General features: G+C 43.7%; 16 protein-coding genes, 1 tRNA gene and 1 other RNA gene. 2 read left to right on the forward strand and 16 right to left on the reverse strand.

Annotated features, from left to right (window positions below):
• Nucleotides 1-998, reverse strand: a 998-nt coding sequence (locus RYL27_RS06215) for a hypothetical protein (protein WP_314965984.1), incomplete at its 3' end; no start/stop codon positions are given.
• A 124-nt stretch (nt 999-1,122) separates the two neighbouring features.
• Between RYL27_RS06215 and RYL27_RS06220 the strand changes: the two genes are divergently transcribed.
• Nucleotides 1,123-1,206: transfer RNA gene (locus RYL27_RS06220), tRNA-Ser, on the forward strand.
• Between the two features lie 93 nt (nt 1,207-1,299).
• Here the strand turns inward: RYL27_RS06220 and sufU are convergent.
• The 8 genes from sufU to RYL27_RS06260 all read right to left on the reverse strand — a co-directional run bounded on the left by sufU (nt 1,300) and on the right by RYL27_RS06260 (nt 9,626).
• On the reverse strand, nt 1,300-1,767 hold the full coding sequence (sufU, locus tag RYL27_RS06225) for a Fe-S cluster assembly sulfur transfer protein SufU (RefSeq protein ID WP_183684752.1): 468 nt from the start codon (nt 1,765-1,767) through the stop codon (nt 1,300-1,302).
• Nucleotides 1,757-2,992: an aminotransferase class V-fold PLP-dependent enzyme gene (locus RYL27_RS06230; protein ID WP_183684753.1), complete on the reverse strand. Its 1,236-nt coding sequence runs from the start codon at nt 2,990-2,992 to the stop codon at nt 1,757-1,759. The genes sufU and RYL27_RS06230 overlap by 11 nt, the downstream gene beginning before the upstream one ends.
• A complete protein-coding gene (locus tag RYL27_RS06235) occupies nt 2,992-4,047 on the reverse strand; it encodes a SufD family Fe-S cluster assembly protein (protein WP_183684754.1) in 1,056 nt (351 codons plus the stop codon). Before RYL27_RS06235 ends, RYL27_RS06230 begins: the two co-directional genes overlap by 1 nt.
• Nucleotides 4,048-4,059: 12 nt before the next feature.
• Nucleotides 4,060-5,475, reverse strand: coding sequence for a Fe-S cluster assembly protein SufB (gene sufB, locus RYL27_RS06240; RefSeq protein WP_183684755.1), 1,416 nt, complete (start codon nt 5,473-5,475; stop codon nt 4,060-4,062).
• Nucleotides 5,476-5,505: 30 nt separating this feature from the next.
• Nucleotides 5,506-6,252, reverse strand: a complete 747-nt coding sequence (gene sufC, locus RYL27_RS06245) for a Fe-S cluster assembly ATPase SufC (protein WP_183684756.1) — start codon at nt 6,250-6,252, stop codon at nt 5,506-5,508.
• Nucleotides 6,253-6,589: 337 nt separating this feature from the next.
• Nucleotides 6,590-6,931: a DUF1667 domain-containing protein gene (locus RYL27_RS06250; RefSeq protein WP_314965987.1), complete on the reverse strand. Its 342-nt coding sequence runs from the start codon at nt 6,929-6,931 to the stop codon at nt 6,590-6,592.
• 65 nt (nt 6,932-6,996) lie between these two features.
• Complete coding sequence (gene glpK, locus RYL27_RS06255) at nt 6,997-8,499, reverse strand: glycerol kinase GlpK (protein WP_314965989.1); 1,503 nt, start codon at nt 8,497-8,499, stop codon at nt 6,997-6,999.
• A 134-nt stretch (nt 8,500-8,633) separates the two neighbouring features.
• Nucleotides 8,634-9,626, reverse strand: coding sequence for a radical SAM protein (locus RYL27_RS06260; protein ID WP_314965991.1), 993 nt, complete (start codon nt 9,624-9,626; stop codon nt 8,634-8,636).
• Between the two features lie 121 nt (nt 9,627-9,747).
• Between RYL27_RS06260 and RYL27_RS06265 the strand changes: the two genes are divergently transcribed.
• Entirely contained in the window at nt 9,748-10,233 is a 486-nt protein-coding gene (locus RYL27_RS06265; RefSeq protein ID WP_314329767.1) for a peptidylprolyl isomerase, read from the forward strand.
• Between the two features lie 25 nt (nt 10,234-10,258).
• Here the strand turns inward: RYL27_RS06265 and rnpB are convergent.
• The 7 genes from rnpB to RYL27_RS06300 all read right to left on the reverse strand — a co-directional run bounded on the left by rnpB (nt 10,259) and on the right by RYL27_RS06300 (nt 18,837).
• An RNA gene (gene rnpB / locus RYL27_RS06270) (RNase P RNA component class A) lies at nt 10,259-10,592 on the reverse strand.
• Nucleotides 10,593-10,657: 65 nt separating this feature from the next.
• The gene (locus RYL27_RS06275) at nt 10,658-11,524 is read right to left on the reverse strand and encodes an AraC family transcriptional regulator (protein ID WP_314965994.1); all 867 of its coding nucleotides are present in this window, start codon (nt 11,522-11,524) and stop codon (nt 10,658-10,660) included.
• A gap of 180 nt (nt 11,525-11,704) precedes the next feature.
• Nucleotides 11,705-13,996: an alpha-galactosidase gene (locus RYL27_RS06280; protein WP_314965995.1), complete on the reverse strand. Its 2,292-nt coding sequence runs from the start codon at nt 13,994-13,996 to the stop codon at nt 11,705-11,707.
• Nucleotides 13,997-14,011: 15 nt separating this feature from the next.
• Nucleotides 14,012-14,851 (reverse strand): carbohydrate ABC transporter permease, encoded by an 840-nt coding sequence (locus RYL27_RS06285; protein ID WP_314965997.1) that lies wholly within the window; start codon nt 14,849-14,851, stop codon nt 14,012-14,014.
• A gap of 13 nt (nt 14,852-14,864) precedes the next feature.
• The gene (locus RYL27_RS06290) at nt 14,865-15,770 is read right to left on the reverse strand and encodes a carbohydrate ABC transporter permease (RefSeq protein ID WP_314344415.1); all 906 of its coding nucleotides are present in this window, start codon (nt 15,768-15,770) and stop codon (nt 14,865-14,867) included.
• Nucleotides 15,771-15,974: 204 nt separating this feature from the next.
• Nucleotides 15,975-17,318, reverse strand: coding sequence for an ABC transporter substrate-binding protein (locus RYL27_RS06295; protein WP_314965999.1), 1,344 nt, complete (start codon nt 17,316-17,318; stop codon nt 15,975-15,977).
• 211 nt (nt 17,319-17,529) lie between these two features.
• Nucleotides 17,530-18,837: an ABC transporter substrate-binding protein gene (locus RYL27_RS06300; protein ID WP_007156390.1), complete on the reverse strand. Its 1,308-nt coding sequence runs from the start codon at nt 18,835-18,837 to the stop codon at nt 17,530-17,532.
• Between the last annotated feature and the right edge of the window lie 296 nt (nt 18,838-19,133).

Below are 19,133 nucleotides of genomic sequence, written 5' to 3' on the forward strand. Positions count from 1 at the left end.
CCGATCTCCACGGTTTCCGCATTTTCCTGCTTCAGACTGGGAACCAGCACAAAATCTCCCACAGAAATATTGTCCTCTAAGCTCCTAAAATAACTAGGCTTTCCATTCGGTTCAGATAAACAGCTTAGAAAAATATGTTCTCCTTCTTTCACACCATGTCGATACAGTCTTGGATCAAAAAGAGAACCGAATACACCGTAGTAGGACAGAGTCTTATGAAAGTCCTCCAATAAGTCTTCCCAGTCATCCGGAAGGCCATAGCGATCATAGGACCTCTTTACCTGAAAATACCGACCATCCCGATATTGAATTGTAATCTCTAAAAGGGCCGGACTCTCTTCCCCTATGCTTCCCTCACTCTGATCATAATGTTGAAAATACCGTTCTATATTGCCCAAAAGATAATCCACGATTTTGGGTATAAAGTACTCATGCTTTACCGAAGGAAGCTTATTCATGTTCTGCAGGTAAACAAGGCTTTGACTTTCTCTGGAAAGAAGCAGGGTTTCTTCAAAAAAGACATCCTCTCTTTCTTCTTTCTGTGTCAAAGGATTCCAGCTTACATTCTCCCTTTCCTCTTCCACACGTAAGGAAAAACGCATAATCTGATGAGAATTCGCGCTGTTCACTTCAGCCGTCAGTCTGTTTAAAGAAGCAATAAAACGGTTCCAACTTCCCGGAACACTATTAATCCCTTGATACTCTTTCGCCTCTTGATTCTCTTCTTTATACAGCAAAAACCAACGGAAGGAAAATGCAGGAATACCTCCTTTTTTTTCCTGAAAATAGCTACGCTTCCACTTCGGTATGGCACACTCATCTAAAGAGTTTAAGAAGCTTTCCGAAGATTCTTTGGGCACATTCAAGACAAGAGCCGGACCCTCATCCTCTACAGGCGCATCATAGGCATACTTAATCCGACCATTCTTCATCCAAATGTTCAATGAGCTTTCCCCTACACCCAGTCCGTCCAGCTTTAAATTCAAGTACTCCAGCATGAAGCCTCTCCTTTCTCTTTAGTTAGCTTCATTATAACGTATCGTTTCGAAAAATACAGCAAAGTTCTAAAAAATAATGCTTGATTTTCAAAAAAGCTAATGGTATACTGGCACAGTTGATTGAGACGAGGTGTGATAATGGTAGTCGGCCAGCCTGGAAAGTTGGTGCCCGTTCTGCGGGTTGTGGGTTCAAGTCCCATCCTCGTCGCTAAGATAAAGAGCCTTGATTTATGTAAGAAACGACATAAATCAAGGCTCTTTTCTTACCTTAATTCACCAAAAAAGGAGCTGTAAGCCCCTTTTAATCAAACTTTCCGGAATACTTGTCAATCTTTCCTTCATCCGCATCCTTAAAGATTTCATCCATGGTTCTCCAACCAAGTACGGCACACTTTACTCTGGCAGGCATGTGGGAAATATCCTCCAGGATTCCGGCTTCTTCCAGCTCTTCCTTTTCCTCCTCCGAAATCTTTCCCCGAATCATGCGCAGAAAGATTTCAGAAAGCCGAAGGGCTTCGTCCTTTGTTTTTCCTATGATTAAATCGCACATAATATCTGCACTGGCCTGAGAAATTGCACAGCCGTCTCCATCAAAGCTGGCTTCGGAAATAACATTATCCTTATCCAACTTTAAATACAAGACGATATCGTCTCCACAGCTGGGGTTCACTCCCTCTAAAGAAAAGCTGGCATCCTCCATCTTATATTTATTGTTCGGACGAATATTATGCTCTGTTAAAATCTCATTATAATAGGTATTACTCCCCATATCCCATCACTCCTCGAATAGTTTTTAACGCCGCCAAAAAGGCATCCACATCTTCCTTAGTATTGTAAAGGCCAAGACTGACTCTGGTGGTACTTGGTGTTCCCAGGAATTTCATCAAAGGCTGAGCACAGTGGTGTCCCGCCCGGACGCAAACCTGATTGGAATTGAAAATGGCTGCAATATCATGGGGATGAACCCCGTCTATAGTAAAGGTTACAATGCCATGATGTCTTTTCGGATCTTTGGAACCTATGATGTGTACATGGGGGATTTTTTCCATTCCCTCCATGAGATAAGCACAGAGCTCCGCCTCTCTTTCCTCAATAAAGGAAAATCCGACTTTATCAAGATAAGAAATCGCCGCTGTAAGACCAACCGCACCGCCAACATTTACCGTACCCGCCTCAAACTTATGAGGAAGCTCTGCCCAGGTGGCGCCTTCCTTGGTCACATATTCAATCATTTCTCCGCCGAAAAGGAAGGGAGGCATCTTTTCCAGAAGCTCCTTCTTTCCGTATACGGCGCCGATTCCCATGGGAGCATAGAGCTTATGGCCGGAAAATACCAAAAAGTCCACATCCAAATCCTGAACATCCACCTTGGTGTGGGGAACGGACTGGGCTCCGTCACAAACAAATACCGCTCCAATTTCATGCGTAAGCTTTGCAAACAGTTTAATGTCCTGAATATTTCCAAGAACATTGGAAACCTGCGCCATGGCCACCAGCTTTACCTTTGGATTTAATACTGCTCGGAAGCTTTCTTCCGTAATAATGCCCTCTTCATTGGGCTCCAGAAAATGAAGCTTTAATCCCTTTTCCTTTGCCAGCTGCTGCCAGGGAATAAAATTACTGTGATGCTCCGAAATCGGGAGCATGATTTCATCTCCCTCCTGCAAAAAGGCTCTGCCATAGGTATAGGCGATAAGGTTCAATCCCTCGGTAGCATTTCTTACAAAGATGATTTCCGCACTTTCCTTCGCATTCAGGAACTTCGCCACAGCTTCCCTCGCCTCTTCATAGGCTTCCGTAGCCTTTAAAGAAAGCTCGTAGAGCCCACGGAGAGGGTTGGCATTTTCCGCATGATAATAATGCTCCATAGCTTCCAAAACCTGCTTTGGCTTTTGGGTAGTTGCCGCATTATCCAAGTAGGCAAAACTTCCTGTTTTGAAAATAGGAAAATCTTCTTTTAATTTTTTCGCCAATTCCTCTCTTGCCAATTCCATTATTCCTCTTCCTTACCCTTTCCTCTGATAGTCTCCTCAATATATGCCTGAATACTCTTATCGGAAATGCTGTGAATAACATTTTCCATTCTGGCTTCCGCCATCAGCTCATAGGTGCTTTCCAAATCCATGCCCCTACTTTGCATATAAAAGACACTGTCCTCGTCCAAACGACCGATGGTAGCACCGTGGTTTCCTTCCACATCATCCTCATCACAAAGAATGACCGGGATGGTCTGGTTTACCACATTGTCATCCATCAAAAGCACATTTTCCTGTTCATTACCGCAGGCACCCTTTGCCCCATGCTTTAGGTCAATAGTGCCGCGGAAAATTTTGAAGGCTTCTCCTCTCAGAACGCCGTCACAGTAAATATGAGACTCGCTCTTCTTTCCGAAATGATTTACCAAAAGGTTGTAGTCCGCTCTCTCCTGCTTCTCCAAGAAGTAGCCAAGATGCATCTCCGCCTCACTGCGGTTTCCTAAAAGATCAGCCCGATAGCCTATATGGGCACTCTTTCCGCAAAGATGAATTGCGCTAAGCTTTACCTTCGAAGATTCCTGAAGCTGCAAAGATAAATCATCATAGCTTTGGAATGCATCACCGAACTTACTCACCAAAATCAGATTCAGCTCTGCATTTTTTTCTAAAATAAACTTTTCCTGTAAATAAGCGGAACCTTCCGCCTTCTCCTCTGATTCTCTATGCAAGAAGAGAGTAAGCTTTGCCCCCTCCTCCAGATAGAAGCAGAAGGAAGAATGCTGGTTCTCTTTACTCTCATAAAGAAAATGCATAATCATGGGAGCCTTGGCTTCACCCTTTTTAATGCGATAGCCGGTGCTTTCACAGCCGTCTTCCTTCGCAAGACCGGCTAATTCCTCTCCCAAACCGCTGACTACTCGAGAGAAGTCTCCCTCTCCTCTAGTGGCCTCTTCTTCTATTTCCGGTGTAAAGGATTGAAATGCTCCCTCAATCTTAATTTTACTTTCATTCATTTTCAGCCAGCGAAATGTAGGAACCGGCATTTTATTGATAATTAATTCTTCTGTACGCACAATTCCTCCTTCCTAGCCGATGGCTCCCACCATCTCCAAACGAATCAGGTTATTCATCTCCACCGCATATTCCAAAGGTAACTCCTTGGAAACGGAGTCCGCAAATCCGCTGACAATCAGAGATTTAGCCTCCTCCTCGGGAATGCCTCGGGACATCAGATAAAATACCGCTTCATCGGAGATTCTTCCAATCTTTGCCTCATGTCCCACATCCGCCTGGTTAGTACGAACATCAATGGCAGGAACCGTATCGGAACGGGACTGATCATCCAGCATCAAAGATTGACAGGATACCGCAGACTTTGCATTTTTCGCCTGATTTTGAATTACCACCGCAGAACGATAGGTGGAAATACCGCCGCTCTTGGAAATAGAACGGGTATTGATATAGGAGCTGGTATCTTTTCCGATATGCACCATCTTGGCACCGGTATCCAGATTCTGCCCTGCTCCCGCAAAGGTTACTCCGGTAAATTCTGCCCTGGCATTATCTCCCTTTAAAATGGTCATAGGATACAGATAGGAAATATGGGAACCGAAGGAACCGGAAACCCATTCCATAATACCGTTTTCTTCCACTCTGGCTCTTTTGGTGTTTAAGTTATACATATTCTTGGACCAGTTCTCAATGGTGGAATAACGAAGCTTGGCATTTTTTCCAACGAAAAGCTCTACACATCCCGCATGGAGGTTTGCCACATTGTACTTCGGTGCGGAACAGCCTTCAATAAAGTGTAACTCCGCTCCCTCATCCACAATGATTAAGGTATGTTCAAACTGTCCTGCTCCCGGTGCATTCAGACGGAAATAGGACTGGAGGGGAATTTCAACATTTACCCCCTTGGGAACATACACGAAGGAACCACCGGACCATACCGCCCCGTGAAGAGCCGCAAACTTATGGTCTGTTGGGGGAACCAGCTTCATAAAATGCTTCTCAATCATTTCCCCGTAAGGACCGTGAAGGGCAGATTCGATATCGGAATAAACCACACCCTTGGCAGCTACCTCCTCCTGCAGGTTATGGTATACAAGCTCAGAGTCATACTGAGCGCCCACACCTGCTAAGCTCTTTCTTTCCGCCTCAGGGATACCAAGCTTTTCAAAGGTATTCTTAATATCCTCGGGAACCTCTTCCCAGTCTGCGGACATCTTGGTTTTCGGCTTAACATAGGTCACAATATTATCCATGTTTAAGTCGGAGATATCCGGTCCCCAATTGGGGATATCTGTTTTATGATAAACTTCCAAGGCCTTTAGGCGAAAATCCCTCATCCACTGAGGATCATTTTTCTTATCCGAAATCTCCTCTACGATTTCCGCTGTTAAGCCCTCTTTGATTTTATAGAAGTCGCTGTCCTTTTCTTCATATCGAAAATCATATAAAGAACGATCAATATCTTGAACTTCTGTTCTTTCCTTTGCCATACTATCCTCTAGCTTTCCAAATAGAAGGATTTATTCCTTCTCCAAAAAAGATTCAAAACCTTCGTTGTTGATTTTATCTACCAGACTTCCGTCTCCCTCAGCCTTCATCACACCGTTAATCACCACATGCGTCTTATCTACTGTCAAGGACTCTAAAATTCTTGTAGAGTGGGTGATAATTAAAAGGGAGCCTTCCATATTCTTCTGATACTCCTTGATCCCTTCGGAAACGGTTCTTACCGCATCCACATCCAGTCCGGAATCTGTCTCATCAAGAATGGCAAGACCGGGTTTTAACATCAGAAGCTGTAAAATCTCCGCCTTCTTTTTCTCTCCACCGGAGAAACCTACATTTAAATCACGCTCTGCATAGCTATGATCCATCCCCAGGATATCCATGGACTTCTTAAGCTCCTTACGAAAATCCCAAAGGCGGATTCTCTTTCCGAAACGCTGTTCCATAGCGGAACGAATGAAGTTTCCGAGGCTTACTCCCGGAACCTCCAAGGGGTTTTGGAAGGAAAGGAAAATTCCTCTCTTAGCTCTCTTATCCACCGCTTCATGGGTAATATCTTCCCCGTCAAAAAGAATCTGTCCGTTGGTAATGCTGTACCGGGGATTTCCCATAAGAGCATTTCCCAAGGTAGACTTTCCTGCTCCGTTAGGTCCCATCAGTACATGGGTTTCACCCTTATTGATGGACAGGTTCACATTCTTTAAAATTCCTTTTTCTTCTACTGAAACGGATAAATCTTTTATCTTTAGTAATTCCGCCATATTCCCTCCAAATATATAAAGACCTTTCTGTCTTATCATTAAGATGCTTGGACTTGCCACCGTAAACCAATCTGTACAAACAAAACGGTTCAATTCCCTGATTCTTTAATTCTGAACCAATAACAGCAATTCATAACATCTTCTTGACTATGTTTGGGATTATAAACGAGGCAAAATCATGTGACAATACTATTCCTAGTAATTTTATAGGATTATAAGAAAAAAAACAAAAGAAGAGAAAAAAGCCTGTAATATCAAGCACTTTTCCTCTTCTTTTGGTTATACAACGCTAACTACATTTTAGAAATCTATTCTCTTCAATACTTCCAGATTAATATTAACGTATACTTTTCAAGGCTATCAAGCGAACTCCGGTTTGACAGAAGTCATTTACCAAAATATCGCCTATTCGGATAGGAATAGGTACTCGGAAGCCCTTACAAAAAGCCTCCGCCTCTGAAAATTTCTCCTTGGGAATGGCTTTCTCCGTCTTTACCGGAAGAAATTCCTTGGAACCTATCAAGCGAATCTCCGAGAGAAAGCTAGCCTTAGTCTCGGAAATCTCTCTTTCGGCAAAAGCCTTCCCTCTTCCACATCCATTGCCTGTGACGGAAATCAATCTGTTTCCTTCATAGCTCACTTCCAATGTACAGCCTCTTCTACAGTTCATACAAGTCATTTTTGTTTCCAAATTGTTCCCTCTTTCCATAAGTGAAAATCTATTGTCAAAATGCGATTCTTAGTTTAATCCTCTTTTCCGAAGCCGAAGCTTGCTTCCAATGCTTTTTTCCAGCCCCGGACTTTTTCTTCTCTTTTCTCCCGGGTCATCTTGGGGAAGAATTCCATTTCCACATGATGCCGTTCCTCCAGGCTGTCCATGGATTCATAAAGTCCAACAGAAAGTCCCGCCAGATAGGCTGCTCCCAAGGCGGTGGTTTCTATAGAACGGGGACGAATCACGGAGGCCTGCATTAAATCCGCTTGAAACTGCATGAGGAAATTATTACCGGAGGCTCCTCCATCCACCCGAAGACTTCTAAGGCGCTGGCCCATATCCTGCTCCATAGCAAGAAGCAGATCTCTACTTTGAAAGGCAATGGACTCCAGGGCAGCTCGGATAATGTGATTTTTGTTTACCCCTCTGGTCAGTCCGGTAATACTTCCTCTAGCAAAGGGATCCCAGTAGGGTGCTCCAAGTCCTGTAAATGCCGGCACGATATAGCAACCGTTGCTGTCCTCCACCTTAGATGCAAAATACTCCGAATCCTCCGCCTTATCCAGCATGTGCAGTTCATCTCTTAGCCACTGAATGACCGCTCCTCCTACATACACAGATCCCTCCAAAGCATACTGCACCTTTCCGTCAATGCCCCAGGCAATGGTACTCAGCAAGCCGTGTTTCGAAAGAATGGCCTGATTTCCTGTATTCATCAGCATAAAGCAGCCGGTGCCGTAGGTATTTTTCACATCCCCCTTTTGGAAGCAACATTGTCCGAAAAGAGCTGCCTGCTGATCTCCCGCCACTCCACAGATAGGAACGGGCCTTCCCAAAAACTCCGGATCCACCTCTCCGAAGAAGCCGGAGGAAGGATTTACCTTGGGAAGCATAGCCCTGGGAATTCTAAAAAAGGACAGAAGCTCCTCATCCCATTCCAAACTATGAATGTTAAACAGCAAGGTTCTTGATGCATTGGTATAATCCGTAACAAAACAGTTTCCCTTACTCAACTTATACATCAACCAGGTATCCACGGTACCGAAGCAAAGTTCTCCCGCCTCCGCCCTTTCCTGAGCCCCCTCCACATGGTCTAAAATCCATCGAATCTTCGTGGCGGAAAAATAAGGGTCAAAAACCAGACCGGTTTTTTCCCGAATCTTTTCTGAAATCTCCGGATGAGACTTTTGCGCTTCCTTTATCCATTCCGTAGTTCTTCTGCACTGCCAAACAATAGCGGGATAAATGGCCTGTCCCGTCTTTCTATCCCATACAATGGTACTTTCCCTTTGATTGGTAATACCGATGGCTAATAAAGATGCAGAGGGAATCCCCGATTTTTCCAGACATTCTCTTGCTACCGCCAACTGGCTTTGCCAGATTTCATTGGGATGATGCTCCACATAACCGGGCTTCGGATAATACTGGGGAAACTCTTTTTGAGCCTTGAATATAGACTCTCCCTCTTCGTCAAAAAGGATAGCTCTGGTACTGGTGGTACCCGCATCTAAGGCCATGATATATTTTTTCATTTCATATCCTTTCTATAATTGCCTGATAATTTCTCTTTACTGCAAACTTTCTTTGCCTACCTGGATATTTATTACACTTTATGCTCTTTATTGTTTAACGTTTCCATTGATATACCACGCAAAACATATCTTCTCTAAATTCTTTTCTCCGTAAATTCCGGAATAAAGCTTTCTTTGGCACTTTCTTCCTCTTGCATATAGGCGTTTTGAATTCCTAGCTCTTCAGCATAACGAATCCATTTTTCATACTCTTTTCCGTAGACTCGACGGTCAATCTCTGGGTAAGCCTCAAGATTTCCATAAGGAATGTATTGCCGAAGTAAACTGTATAAAATATTTTCTCCGTACTCTTCATAGGCATATTTTAACACTTTTTTCGCCTGATACACCTGATTCGGCAGGAGCAAATGTCGAAGAATCACACCTTTTTGTAAAAGTCCCTCCTTATATTCAAGTTCGGGACACTGGCGTATACACTCCGCCAGAGCTTCCTTTGCCCTCATCGGGTAGTCCTTTGCCTTGGAATAGCGTAAAGCCGTATCTTCCTTTATGTATTTAAAATCAAAGAGATAAATATCGATAAGCCCTTCGCAGCTTGCCAATACCTCACTACTTTGATAACCGGAGCAGTTCCAGACAAAAGGCAAGCTAAAGCCTCTTTTCTTAGCCAAGCCAATCGCTTCTAAAATCCCCGGAAGATAATGCTCTCCCGTAACCAGATTGATATTGTGACAGCCCAGCTTTTCCAAGCTCAGAAAATGCTGATAAAGCTCTTCTACAGAAACCGCCTTTCCGATTTCTCCTCGAGAAAGCCTTTGGTTTTGGCAAAAAACACAGGATAGACTGCAGTAAGAAAAGAAAATAGTTCCGCTTCCCTTGCTTCCGGAAAGACAGGGCTCCTCCCAAAAATGGGGCGCTGCTCTTCCGATATGCATAATACTTCCCGCATGACAAAATCCCCGTTCACCCTTAAGGCGGTTTACCTTACATTCCCTTGGGCAAAGTCTACAGGACGCATAGGAAAGAATACTTTGTTTCTCTTCTCCCTGAACCGTATTAGATTTTTCTTCTTGTATTATATTAGATTTCTCTTCCTGTATTTCATCTATTTCCTGTATTTGCGACATTTTCGATATCTTATCCTCATTTTTCCCGCTTATTCTATTTAAGTCCGGCTTGTAAGCCCTCTAAAAAGCTGATACAATTCCTTTGATTTCACAATAATTTATCAGAATAAAGGAGTGTATTATGGCAAATCCTATTGTACGCATTACGATGGACAGTGGCAAGGTGATTCGTTTGGAACTGTATCCTGAAACTGCCCCCATTACCGTAGAGAACTTTTTAGACCTGGTAAAGAAGGGCTTTTATAACGGACTGACCTTCCACCGTATTATTTCCGGCTTTATGATTCAGGGAGGAGACCCGGATGGAAACGGAATGGGCGGCCCCGGTTACAGCATTAAGGGAGAGTTTAAGAGTAACGGTGTAGACAATCCCTTAAAGCATGAAAAGGGTGTCATTTCTATGGCTCGTTCCATGGATCCCAACTCTGCCGGCTCCCAGTTCTTCATTATGCATGAAGCAGCGCCTCATTTGGATGGACAGTATGCCGCATTCGGAAAAGTCATCGAAGGCTTGGATGTAGTAGATGAAATTGCTTCTGTAGAAACCGGTTTTCAGGATGCTCCTGTAGAAAAGGTAATCATGGAAAAGGTAGAAGTAGAAGCCTAAAAAAAATCCCCCTCTCCTAAGAGAGGGGGGAACTATGGCTATAAGCCGGGTTATGTTAAAAATGGTCATCTATCTAGGACTTATGTCGCCATAAGCCTCAAGCGGTTTACCCGAGGGCAGGCGAGCCACCTTATGCCCTCTGTTTAACCTTGCTTCGGATGGGGTTTACATAGCATTTCCTGTTACCAGGAAACCGGTGGTCTCTTACACCCCCTTTTCACCCTTACCGGAAACCGGCGGTTATTTTCTGTTGCACTTTCCTGTGAGTCACCTCAACCTGACGTTATCAGGCATCCTGCTCTATGAAGCCCGGACTTTCCTCTCCTGCACTTGGCAGCAGCGACCATTCACCTTAGTTCCGTTAAAGTCTATCTTATAAAATTCTTTTTTGTCAAGAAAATCCATTTTCCTTGATACATTTTCCTTAATACAAATGTTGCAAATATTCTCCGGTTTCCCGGTTATACAGCATCTCTTCTTTCATGTTTCTATACTGCAAAGGACTTACCCCTATTTTCTGCCGAAAAATCTTGGAAAAGCTTAAAGGGTCATGATAGCCCACCATATAGGCAATTTCCGCTATGGACTTTCTTGTCCTACGAAGCATGGCCTTGGCATTTTGCATCCGGATATAGAGTAAATATTCCTTGGGAGAGTAACCGGTATCCTTTTTAAAGCTGTTAAAAAGATGGGCGCGATGAATTCCCATTTCCTTCGCTAAAGCGCTAATGGAGATATCTTCATGATAATGCTCATCCAGATAGGCTCTCACTCTGGCACTGTGACTGCCTAAATCCTTTAACGGTCCTCCCCAATGCGTTTCTTCCTGCTTTCCCCTGAGAAGATTGGCAAAAAACAAGTGCATATAAGCGCTTCTGGATAATTGCTCTTCAATGGTATAATCCTGTTTTTGTAATATTTTATTGATATACAATAATAGATTATCCATCTGATGCACGATTCCCACCGGTTTTTCCCTGCTAAAGCCGGCTTCGGTAAAAAAACTGTCCGCATCCACTCCCCGCACGCCAATCCAAAAATAAGACCAGGGTTCCGTTAAATCCGCCTCATACCAGGCCTCTATGTGGGGATATAAAAGAAAAGCATTTCCTTTGGATAAATGATAGTATTCTCCGTTAACGAATAATGTCCCTACACCTGAATAGACCACATGCAAAAGATACAAATTTCGCTTATTTGGTCCATAACGATGCCCCGGAACACAGCGTTCTTTTCCGCAATACATCAGCTGTAGGTCGGAGGCCTTATTCTCAGCGTCCTGAAAATTCAAAGAACGCTGCTCCTCCCCCAAAAAACAGCCAAAGGGATCTTTCACAAAATCTACAGTTTGTCTTTCCATCTCAGTAAAAAGAGAGGGAGACCGGGATCAAGAAAAAGAAAAGGGCTCTTCTCTTCGCTTTTCTCCATAGACTCTCCTCTCTCTACCTCCTATATTTATTTTTCTTTCTCTCTAAGACTTGGCATCAATCTTGAAAAGGATGGAGGCAAAGTCTCCTCCCTTTCTGCTTAAGTCATCCCTGGAGATAGGAATTCCCACTTCCATAAGCTCGCTGCCATAAGCCTGATAATCCAAGCTCTTCTTTTCCAAATTAAAGGAAGCATGTAAAACAGGATTTTCCAATCTTTCCAAACAGGGGCTTAAATCCGCCTGTACTCTGTATAGACGATCCTCCTCCAAGCCCTTTAGCTTAAAGCGAATCCAGGAAGCATTTACATGATTTAAGGTCTGGAAATACATGGCCAAGGCCCGGTCCTTCTTGGGAGATACCACCATAAATGCAGTTTCATTTCCCTTGAAAGGAGAACGGAGGCGATAAAAGTCTCCGTCGATCTGAATCAGCTTCCGATACTCCTTCATAAACTGAATCTGCTTCTTCACCTCTTCAATTTCTTTCTCGGGAAGAAGATTTAAATCCAGCTCATAACCGAAGGTTCCGAAGTAAGCCATATTGGCTCTGGTTTCCAATGGGGTATTTCTATAAAGCTGCTGATTAGGCACCTGCGATACATGGGAACCGATACTGACAATGGGGTAGGCAATGGAGGTTCCGTACTGAATCTTTGCTCTCTCCGCCGCATCCGAGTCATCACTGCACCAGGTCTGGGGAGCATAGTACATCAGTCCCGCATCATATCTGGCTCCACCGCTGGCACAGGATTCAAAAAGCACATCCGGGAACTCCGTAGTCAGACGATGATACAAATCATAGACTCCAAGAATATATCTATGCATCATCTCTCCCTGTCTCTCCGCATTCAATGCAGCAGAATAGGGCTCGGACATATAGCGGTTCATATCCCACTTAATATAGGAAATGGAGGATTCTCTAAGAATCTTTGCCATCTTTCCGTAAATATAGTCTACAACCTCTTTTCTGGAATAATCCAGTACGTGCTGGTGTCTGGCATGGCTTGGAAAACGTCCCGGAGTAGCAATCATCCAATCCGGATGAGCACGGTACAGGTCGGAATCCATGTTGACCATTTCCACTTCAAACCAAAGGCCGAACTTCAGTCCCAAAGCCTCTACCTTCTTGGACAGGCCTGCAATTCCCTGGGGAAGTTTTTCCAAGTTGGCATCCCAGTCCCCAAGGCCTCTGTAATCATCATTTCTCTTTCCAAACCAGCCGTCATCCAATACGAAAAGCTCCGCTCCCACTTCCTTTGCCTTCTTGGCAATGTGAAGAATCTTCTCCTCATTAAAGTCAAAGAAGGTAGCCTCCCAGTTATTTAAAAGAATCGGGCGTTCCTGATTCTTGTATTTTCCGTGCATAAGGCGGTTTTTAAAGAAACGGTGATAAACCTGACTTAAACCGTTCAAGCCATCCTCGGAATAGGCCATCACCACCTCCGGGCTTTGGAAGGACTCACCCTCGGAGAGGCAATAGGAGAAGTTCTGTGGATTAATTCCCAGCATTACTCTGGTCATATCAAAGGTGGATACCTCTACTTGAGAAAGGAAGTTTCCGCTGTAAACCAGATTAAAGCCGTAAACCTTTCCCTGATCCTCATTGGCATCCGGACGAAGCAGGGCAATAAAGGGGTTATGCTCCGCACCGGAACAGGTACCGTTTAAGCTTTGAATGCTTTGGATACCCATTTCCAATTTTCTGGTTTTTACATAGCGCTCTCTTCCCCAGGCACCTGCCAAATGAAGCATGGTAAAATCTTTATCCAAGAATTCCACACTCATACTGAGGGCCGCCTCTAAGTGGATTTTTTCCGCTCCCATTTGGGTAAAGCAAACATTTCGGCAAAGCACCGGATAGTCTCTATAAAGGGTATATTCCAAACGAAGCTCTGTCTCACTGACAGCATCCACCAGGAAAATATCCAAAGTCAAAGCCTCATCATCCTCTTCCACATAAGACATTGGTAAGGGCAGGTAGCTGGGCTTTCCCTTCTTAATCTCATAGCCCCGATAACGGAAGTCGGATACCCTACTGCCATTTTCCTGCAGGATGGAAAAGGCTGGACTGCGATAATCTCCCGTTCCATAGGAAGGATATTCCTGGGTAGCATATTGCATGGAAAGTGAGCCCGGCTCCGGAATACAAACACTCATCTGAGAACGCTGAGCCTCTTCATGGAGGGAGGAAAACCCTTCTCTATCATGGATTCTCTTTCCATAATACAAATGCTCCAGCTGCTCATTTTCCATTACCCGCATAAGATAGGAAATCTTCTCGTTATATAAGTGAAAAACTCTTTCTTTTTCATGAAAAACTATATCAAAATGCATTCTACGCCTCCATTCCTACAGCTTTCCGCCACTGGTAGCAATTCCTTCAATAAACTGCTTTTGGAACAAAATATACAAGATAATCATAGGAACACAGGCAATTAAAGAAGCCGCCATCAGTTCCGGGAATTTCACCACATACTGCCCCTGCATCTTTGCCAAAGCAGAGGATAAAACCAACATATCCTTATCCGTATTTACAATCATGGGCCACATCAAATCCTTATAGGCAAAGAGGGCTGTGAAAATTCCAAGTGCCACCATGGAAGAACGCATCAAAGGCATCATCACGAAAAGGAAGGTTTGCCCGATATTACAGCCATCCAGTCTGGCAGCCTCCTCCAGGTCCTTGGGCAGTCCCATAAAGCCCTGTCTTAAAAGGAAGGTTCCAAAGGCGGTAACCAGTCCCGGGAAAACCAGAGCAAAAATCGTATTTAACATTCCCATCTTGGAAACCATCAAATACTGCGGAATCAAAAAGACCTGAGTCGGTACCATCATTTGGAATAAAACCAGGGAAAATGCAAGATCTCTTCCCGGAAAACGGAGTCTGGCAAAGGCATAACCCGCCATGGTTGCCGTTACCACCGCACAAAGCACTCTAAAGAAAATCAAAAGCAGGGTATTTCTATAGAGCAGAAGGAAATCCATGTTGGCAAAAACCGCCTTAAAGGCATCTGTTCGCCAAACCTTCGGGAAGATAATAAATGGATCCACGGATGTTGCCTCTGTAATACTCTTAAAGGCTGTCAGAACCATCCAGAGGAAGGGAATCAACATGGTAATGGAAATCAAAACCAAGGATAAGTGAATAATAAAACTGCTGATTTTTCTATTTCTCTCTAAACTTTCCATAGCTACTCCTTTCTTAGTTATAGTAAACCCATTTCTTCTGCCCGATCATCTGTAACACAGTAACCAGTAAGGTCAGAAGAAGGAGTACCACCACAATGGTTGAACCATAACCGATGTTTTTATTTACAAAGGAATACTTATAGAAAAGATAGACCAAAGACTGGGTTTTTCCCAGTGCCGGGTTGGTGTTATCAATTACCATATAAATCAAGTCAAATACCTGTAAGCTGGCAATGACTCTGGTTACCAAAACAAAGAAAATTGTGGGAGAAAGTAAAGGCAGAGTAATGTTAAAGAAACTGGAAATACCGGTTGCCCCGTCAATCTCCGCCGCCTCGTAATAATCTCCGGGAATTTCCTGTAATCCCGCAAGGAAAAGCACCATATTATAGCCCAAAATAGACCAGATACCTATTACCGCAATACTGTAAACGGCAATACTTGGGCTACTTACCCAGTTAATTTTGCTATGAAAAATATGGTTTAACAAACCGAAGTCGGAATTGTATAACCAGCGCCAAACCATGGCAATAGCAGCAGGAGCCGCCACCATAGGGAGGAAGATAATGGTTCTATACACCGATCTTCCCTTGATTTTCTTATTTAACAGCACTGCCAAAACCAGGGAAATAGCTATGGAGAAGGGGACTTCCACAATCGCATAACGCACCGTATTAATCAGGGCCTGCCAGATTTCCTTATCCGCAAAAACCTTCTGGTAATTTTGCAAGCCAACAAAAATGTTTCCTCTACCAAAGTCTCCCGTCTTAAAGAAGCTTTGATAAATGGTGTTGATAATAGGAATAATATTCAAAACCACTAAACCGATTATCGTTGGCAGGATAAATAACCAGCCCCAAATAAATTCGTTTTTCTCTCTACTGGTAAATGAAAATACTTTCTTTTCCTCTTCTACCATAGCTACTCCTTTTCTACTAAATACCGGACTTCAAAATTTGTTTTTGCAACATTTTATTTCCTTGCCTTATTTAGCGTTTTGAAAGCTTTCAAAAGCGCCGTGATAAATGCCGTAATAAATGCTGTTGTGAATGCTATTAAGAACGCTTTTTGAAAAGTTTTAATAAATACTGTTTTAAATGCTGATTCGCTCATTGTTTTATATTTACTTAGCATGCTCTTCAGCAAGCTTCTCATTCATCTGTGCCGCCATCTTTTTACAAGCTTCCTCCATCGTCAGCTCTCCCGTATATACCTTAGTAACCAACTCTGTATTGGCATCCTCCCAGGTTACTGTGCTTCTGGAGAAGGGAAGAATCTCCATATCTTCCATCATGTTGAGATAGGCCTGTAAATTAAAGGGCGCGCTCTTTGCCCATTCCTGAGAAGTACCCTTGTAAGCCGACATGGTAATGCCAAGCTCTGCCTGCTTTCTCTGTGCCTTTTCGGAACCCATATATTCAATCAGCTTCCAAGCCTCTTCCTTATGCTTAGTGTTGGCTGCCGCAGCCCATCCTAAACCATTGTAGATAGACACTCTTCTTCCGGTCACTTTATCCTTTGGAAGCTCTACGCAATCCGCATTAGCCAAGCTGAAATCATTCTTCTTATGTGCCGCAATCATCCAGGAACCCTGGGTAATCATTGCCACCTTGCCGGACTGGAATAGAACATCTTCGGAATTTTCGGACATGGTCTCTGCGGAAGGAATCAAATCTTCCTTAATCCAGGTCTCCAAAATCTGCATAGCTTCAATACTCTTCGGATCGTCATAGCCGGATTTTGTCTTATCATCATTTAGAATGTATCCGCCTCTGTCCAAAATCATATTGTAATAGCCTGCCTGATCATTGTTGGGCTTTAAGCAAAAACCATACTGAGAACCATCCGGCTTTTTTAGCTTTCTGGCAGATTCCGTTAAGTCATCCCAGGTCCAATCGGCAGTTGGATAAGCTAAGCCTGCCTCATCAAACATTTTCTTATTGTACCAAAGAGCAATCGTATCTATATCCTTAGGTACTGCATAGTCCTTGCCCTCATAGCCGTAAAGACTCCAGATATCAGTGGGATAATTCTCTTTCTGAATCACTTCGGAATTCTTAATGTAATCCGTCAGATCCAGAAGCATCCCGTTACTCATGTACCGCTCTGATTCGTTAGAGTGCATCCAGAAAACATCCGGCAAAGAACCGCCCTGTGCAGCAGCTTCCATAGCAGTCCAGTAATCCGCCCAACGCACAACGGTAATCTTCGTTTTAATCCCTGTTTCCTTAGTGAAATCCGCCATGATTTCTTCCAGTCCGGGCTCCTGGTTGGTATCCCAGATGGATACGGAGAGAGTTACATCCGAATTGTTTTCTCCCTCTGCTTTCGCTGTTTCCTTAGCGCTCTCCCGGGCTGTTGTTCCGGATCCCTCTGAAGAATTTCCCCCGGAATTTTCCGCCTTCTGTCCACAGGCCATCAATCCTAACAGGCTTAAGCCAAGTGCCAATGCGTACTTCCTTAACATACTTGCCTCCTTTTAAAAAAGTGTAAAGGTAAGCAAACAGGTATTCCCAAGAAAACATCCCGGAAATTTTAGAAAAAGAGGCTGTAAAAAAAGAATTCTTCTCTCGTCCCTTCTTTTTTCACAACCCCTCTTCTATACGCAATCGACCCTGGTACTTTTCTTTTAAACGAGATATCGCACACTACGCGTGCGATACTCGTTAAGAATCAAATTACTTCTGCTCTTCTGCGAGCTTTTCATTCATTTGTTCAGCCATCTGCTTACATGCTTCTTCCATGGTAAGCTCTCCGGTATAAACCTTGGTAATGATTTCATTATCTGCATTTTCCCAGCTTACAGTACTTCTGGAATAAGGACGAATTACCATATCATCCATCATGTTCAGATAAGCCTGCAGGTTAAAGTTTGCACTCTTTACCCATGCATCGGAGGTTCCCTTGTAAGCGGACATGGTTACTCCAAGTTCAGCCTGCTTCTTCTGTGCCGGCTCAGAACCCAAATACTCAATCAGCTTCCATGCCTCTTCTGTATGCTTACCATTCTTTGCGGCAGCCCATCCCAAACCGTTGTATAAGGAAACTCTCTTACCTGTTTTAGCATCCTTGGGAAGCTCTACAATATCGGCATTCTGCGCTGTGTACTCATTAGCCTTGTAGCTGGCAATCATCCAAGAGCCCTGAGGAACCATAGCTACCTTTCCGGACTGGAACAATACTTCCTCTCCGTTCTCGGACATCGTCTCAGCAGATGGCATCAAGCCTTCCTTAATCCAGGTATCTAAAATATTCATTCCTTCGATGGTCTTTGGATCATCCCATCCGGACTTCTTCTTATCGTCACTGATAACATATCCGCCCTTATCATAAATCAGGTTATAATATCCTGCCTGATTGTTATCCATCTTTACTGCCAAGCCGTACTGAGAGCCGTCAGATTTTGTCAACTTTCTTGCGGTTTCCGTTAAATCATCCCAGGTCCAGTCGGATGTAGGATAAGGAACTCCCGCCTCATCGAAAAGCTTTTTATTATACCAAATGGCAATGGTATCAATGTCCTTAGGAACTGCATAGTAATGGTCCTTGTAGGTATAAAGCCCCCAGATATCCTCCGGATAGTTCTCCACTTTAATCTTATCGGAAGCCTTAATCTTATCCGTCAAATCCAAGAGCATATCATTACTCATATAACGCTCTGATTCGTTAGAGTGCATCCAGAAAACATCCGGTAAAGATCCGCCCTGAGCTCCTGCCTCCAGCATGGTCCAGTACTCATTCCACTTTACAACGGAAATCTTAGTCTTGATTCCGGTCTCCTTAGTGAAATCATCTAAAATCTCCTTAATACCCGGTTCCTGGTTAGTATCCCAGATTGCTACGGAAAGCTCGTCAGAGGAAGCTCCCTGCTCACCGCTTCCGCTTGCTGTACTCTCGGAAGAAGCACTCTTGCTTCCGCCGCAAGCAACCAATCCCAGGGCCATAAGCCCCATCACCACTGATACCGCTAAACTTCTTTTTTTCATCTTTTCCTCCTAAAGCACAAGAGCCTCCGCACAAAAACCTTCCCGGAATCAGCTTCAAAAAAACATTCCCCGGCCGGTTTCGAAAAAATCTTTCTTCTCCGGCTTCGCTCTTGAAAACAATATTCTACCCCATATTATACTTCCGGCAAGAAAATATAATATGGAAAAATGTTGTGATAATATAGAAAAATGTTATGGAATTCTGTCGAGTTCTTTACCACTGTCACAGCTAAGAATTTTCTTCTTTATCGGCAAGATGGAAGGCCCGTTCATGGATAAATTATCCATGAGTCATT

This window comes from Oribacterium sinus (assembly GCF_963537195.1).
Classification (GTDB): domain Bacteria; phylum Bacillota; class Clostridia; order Lachnospirales; family Lachnospiraceae; genus Oribacterium; species Oribacterium sinus_A.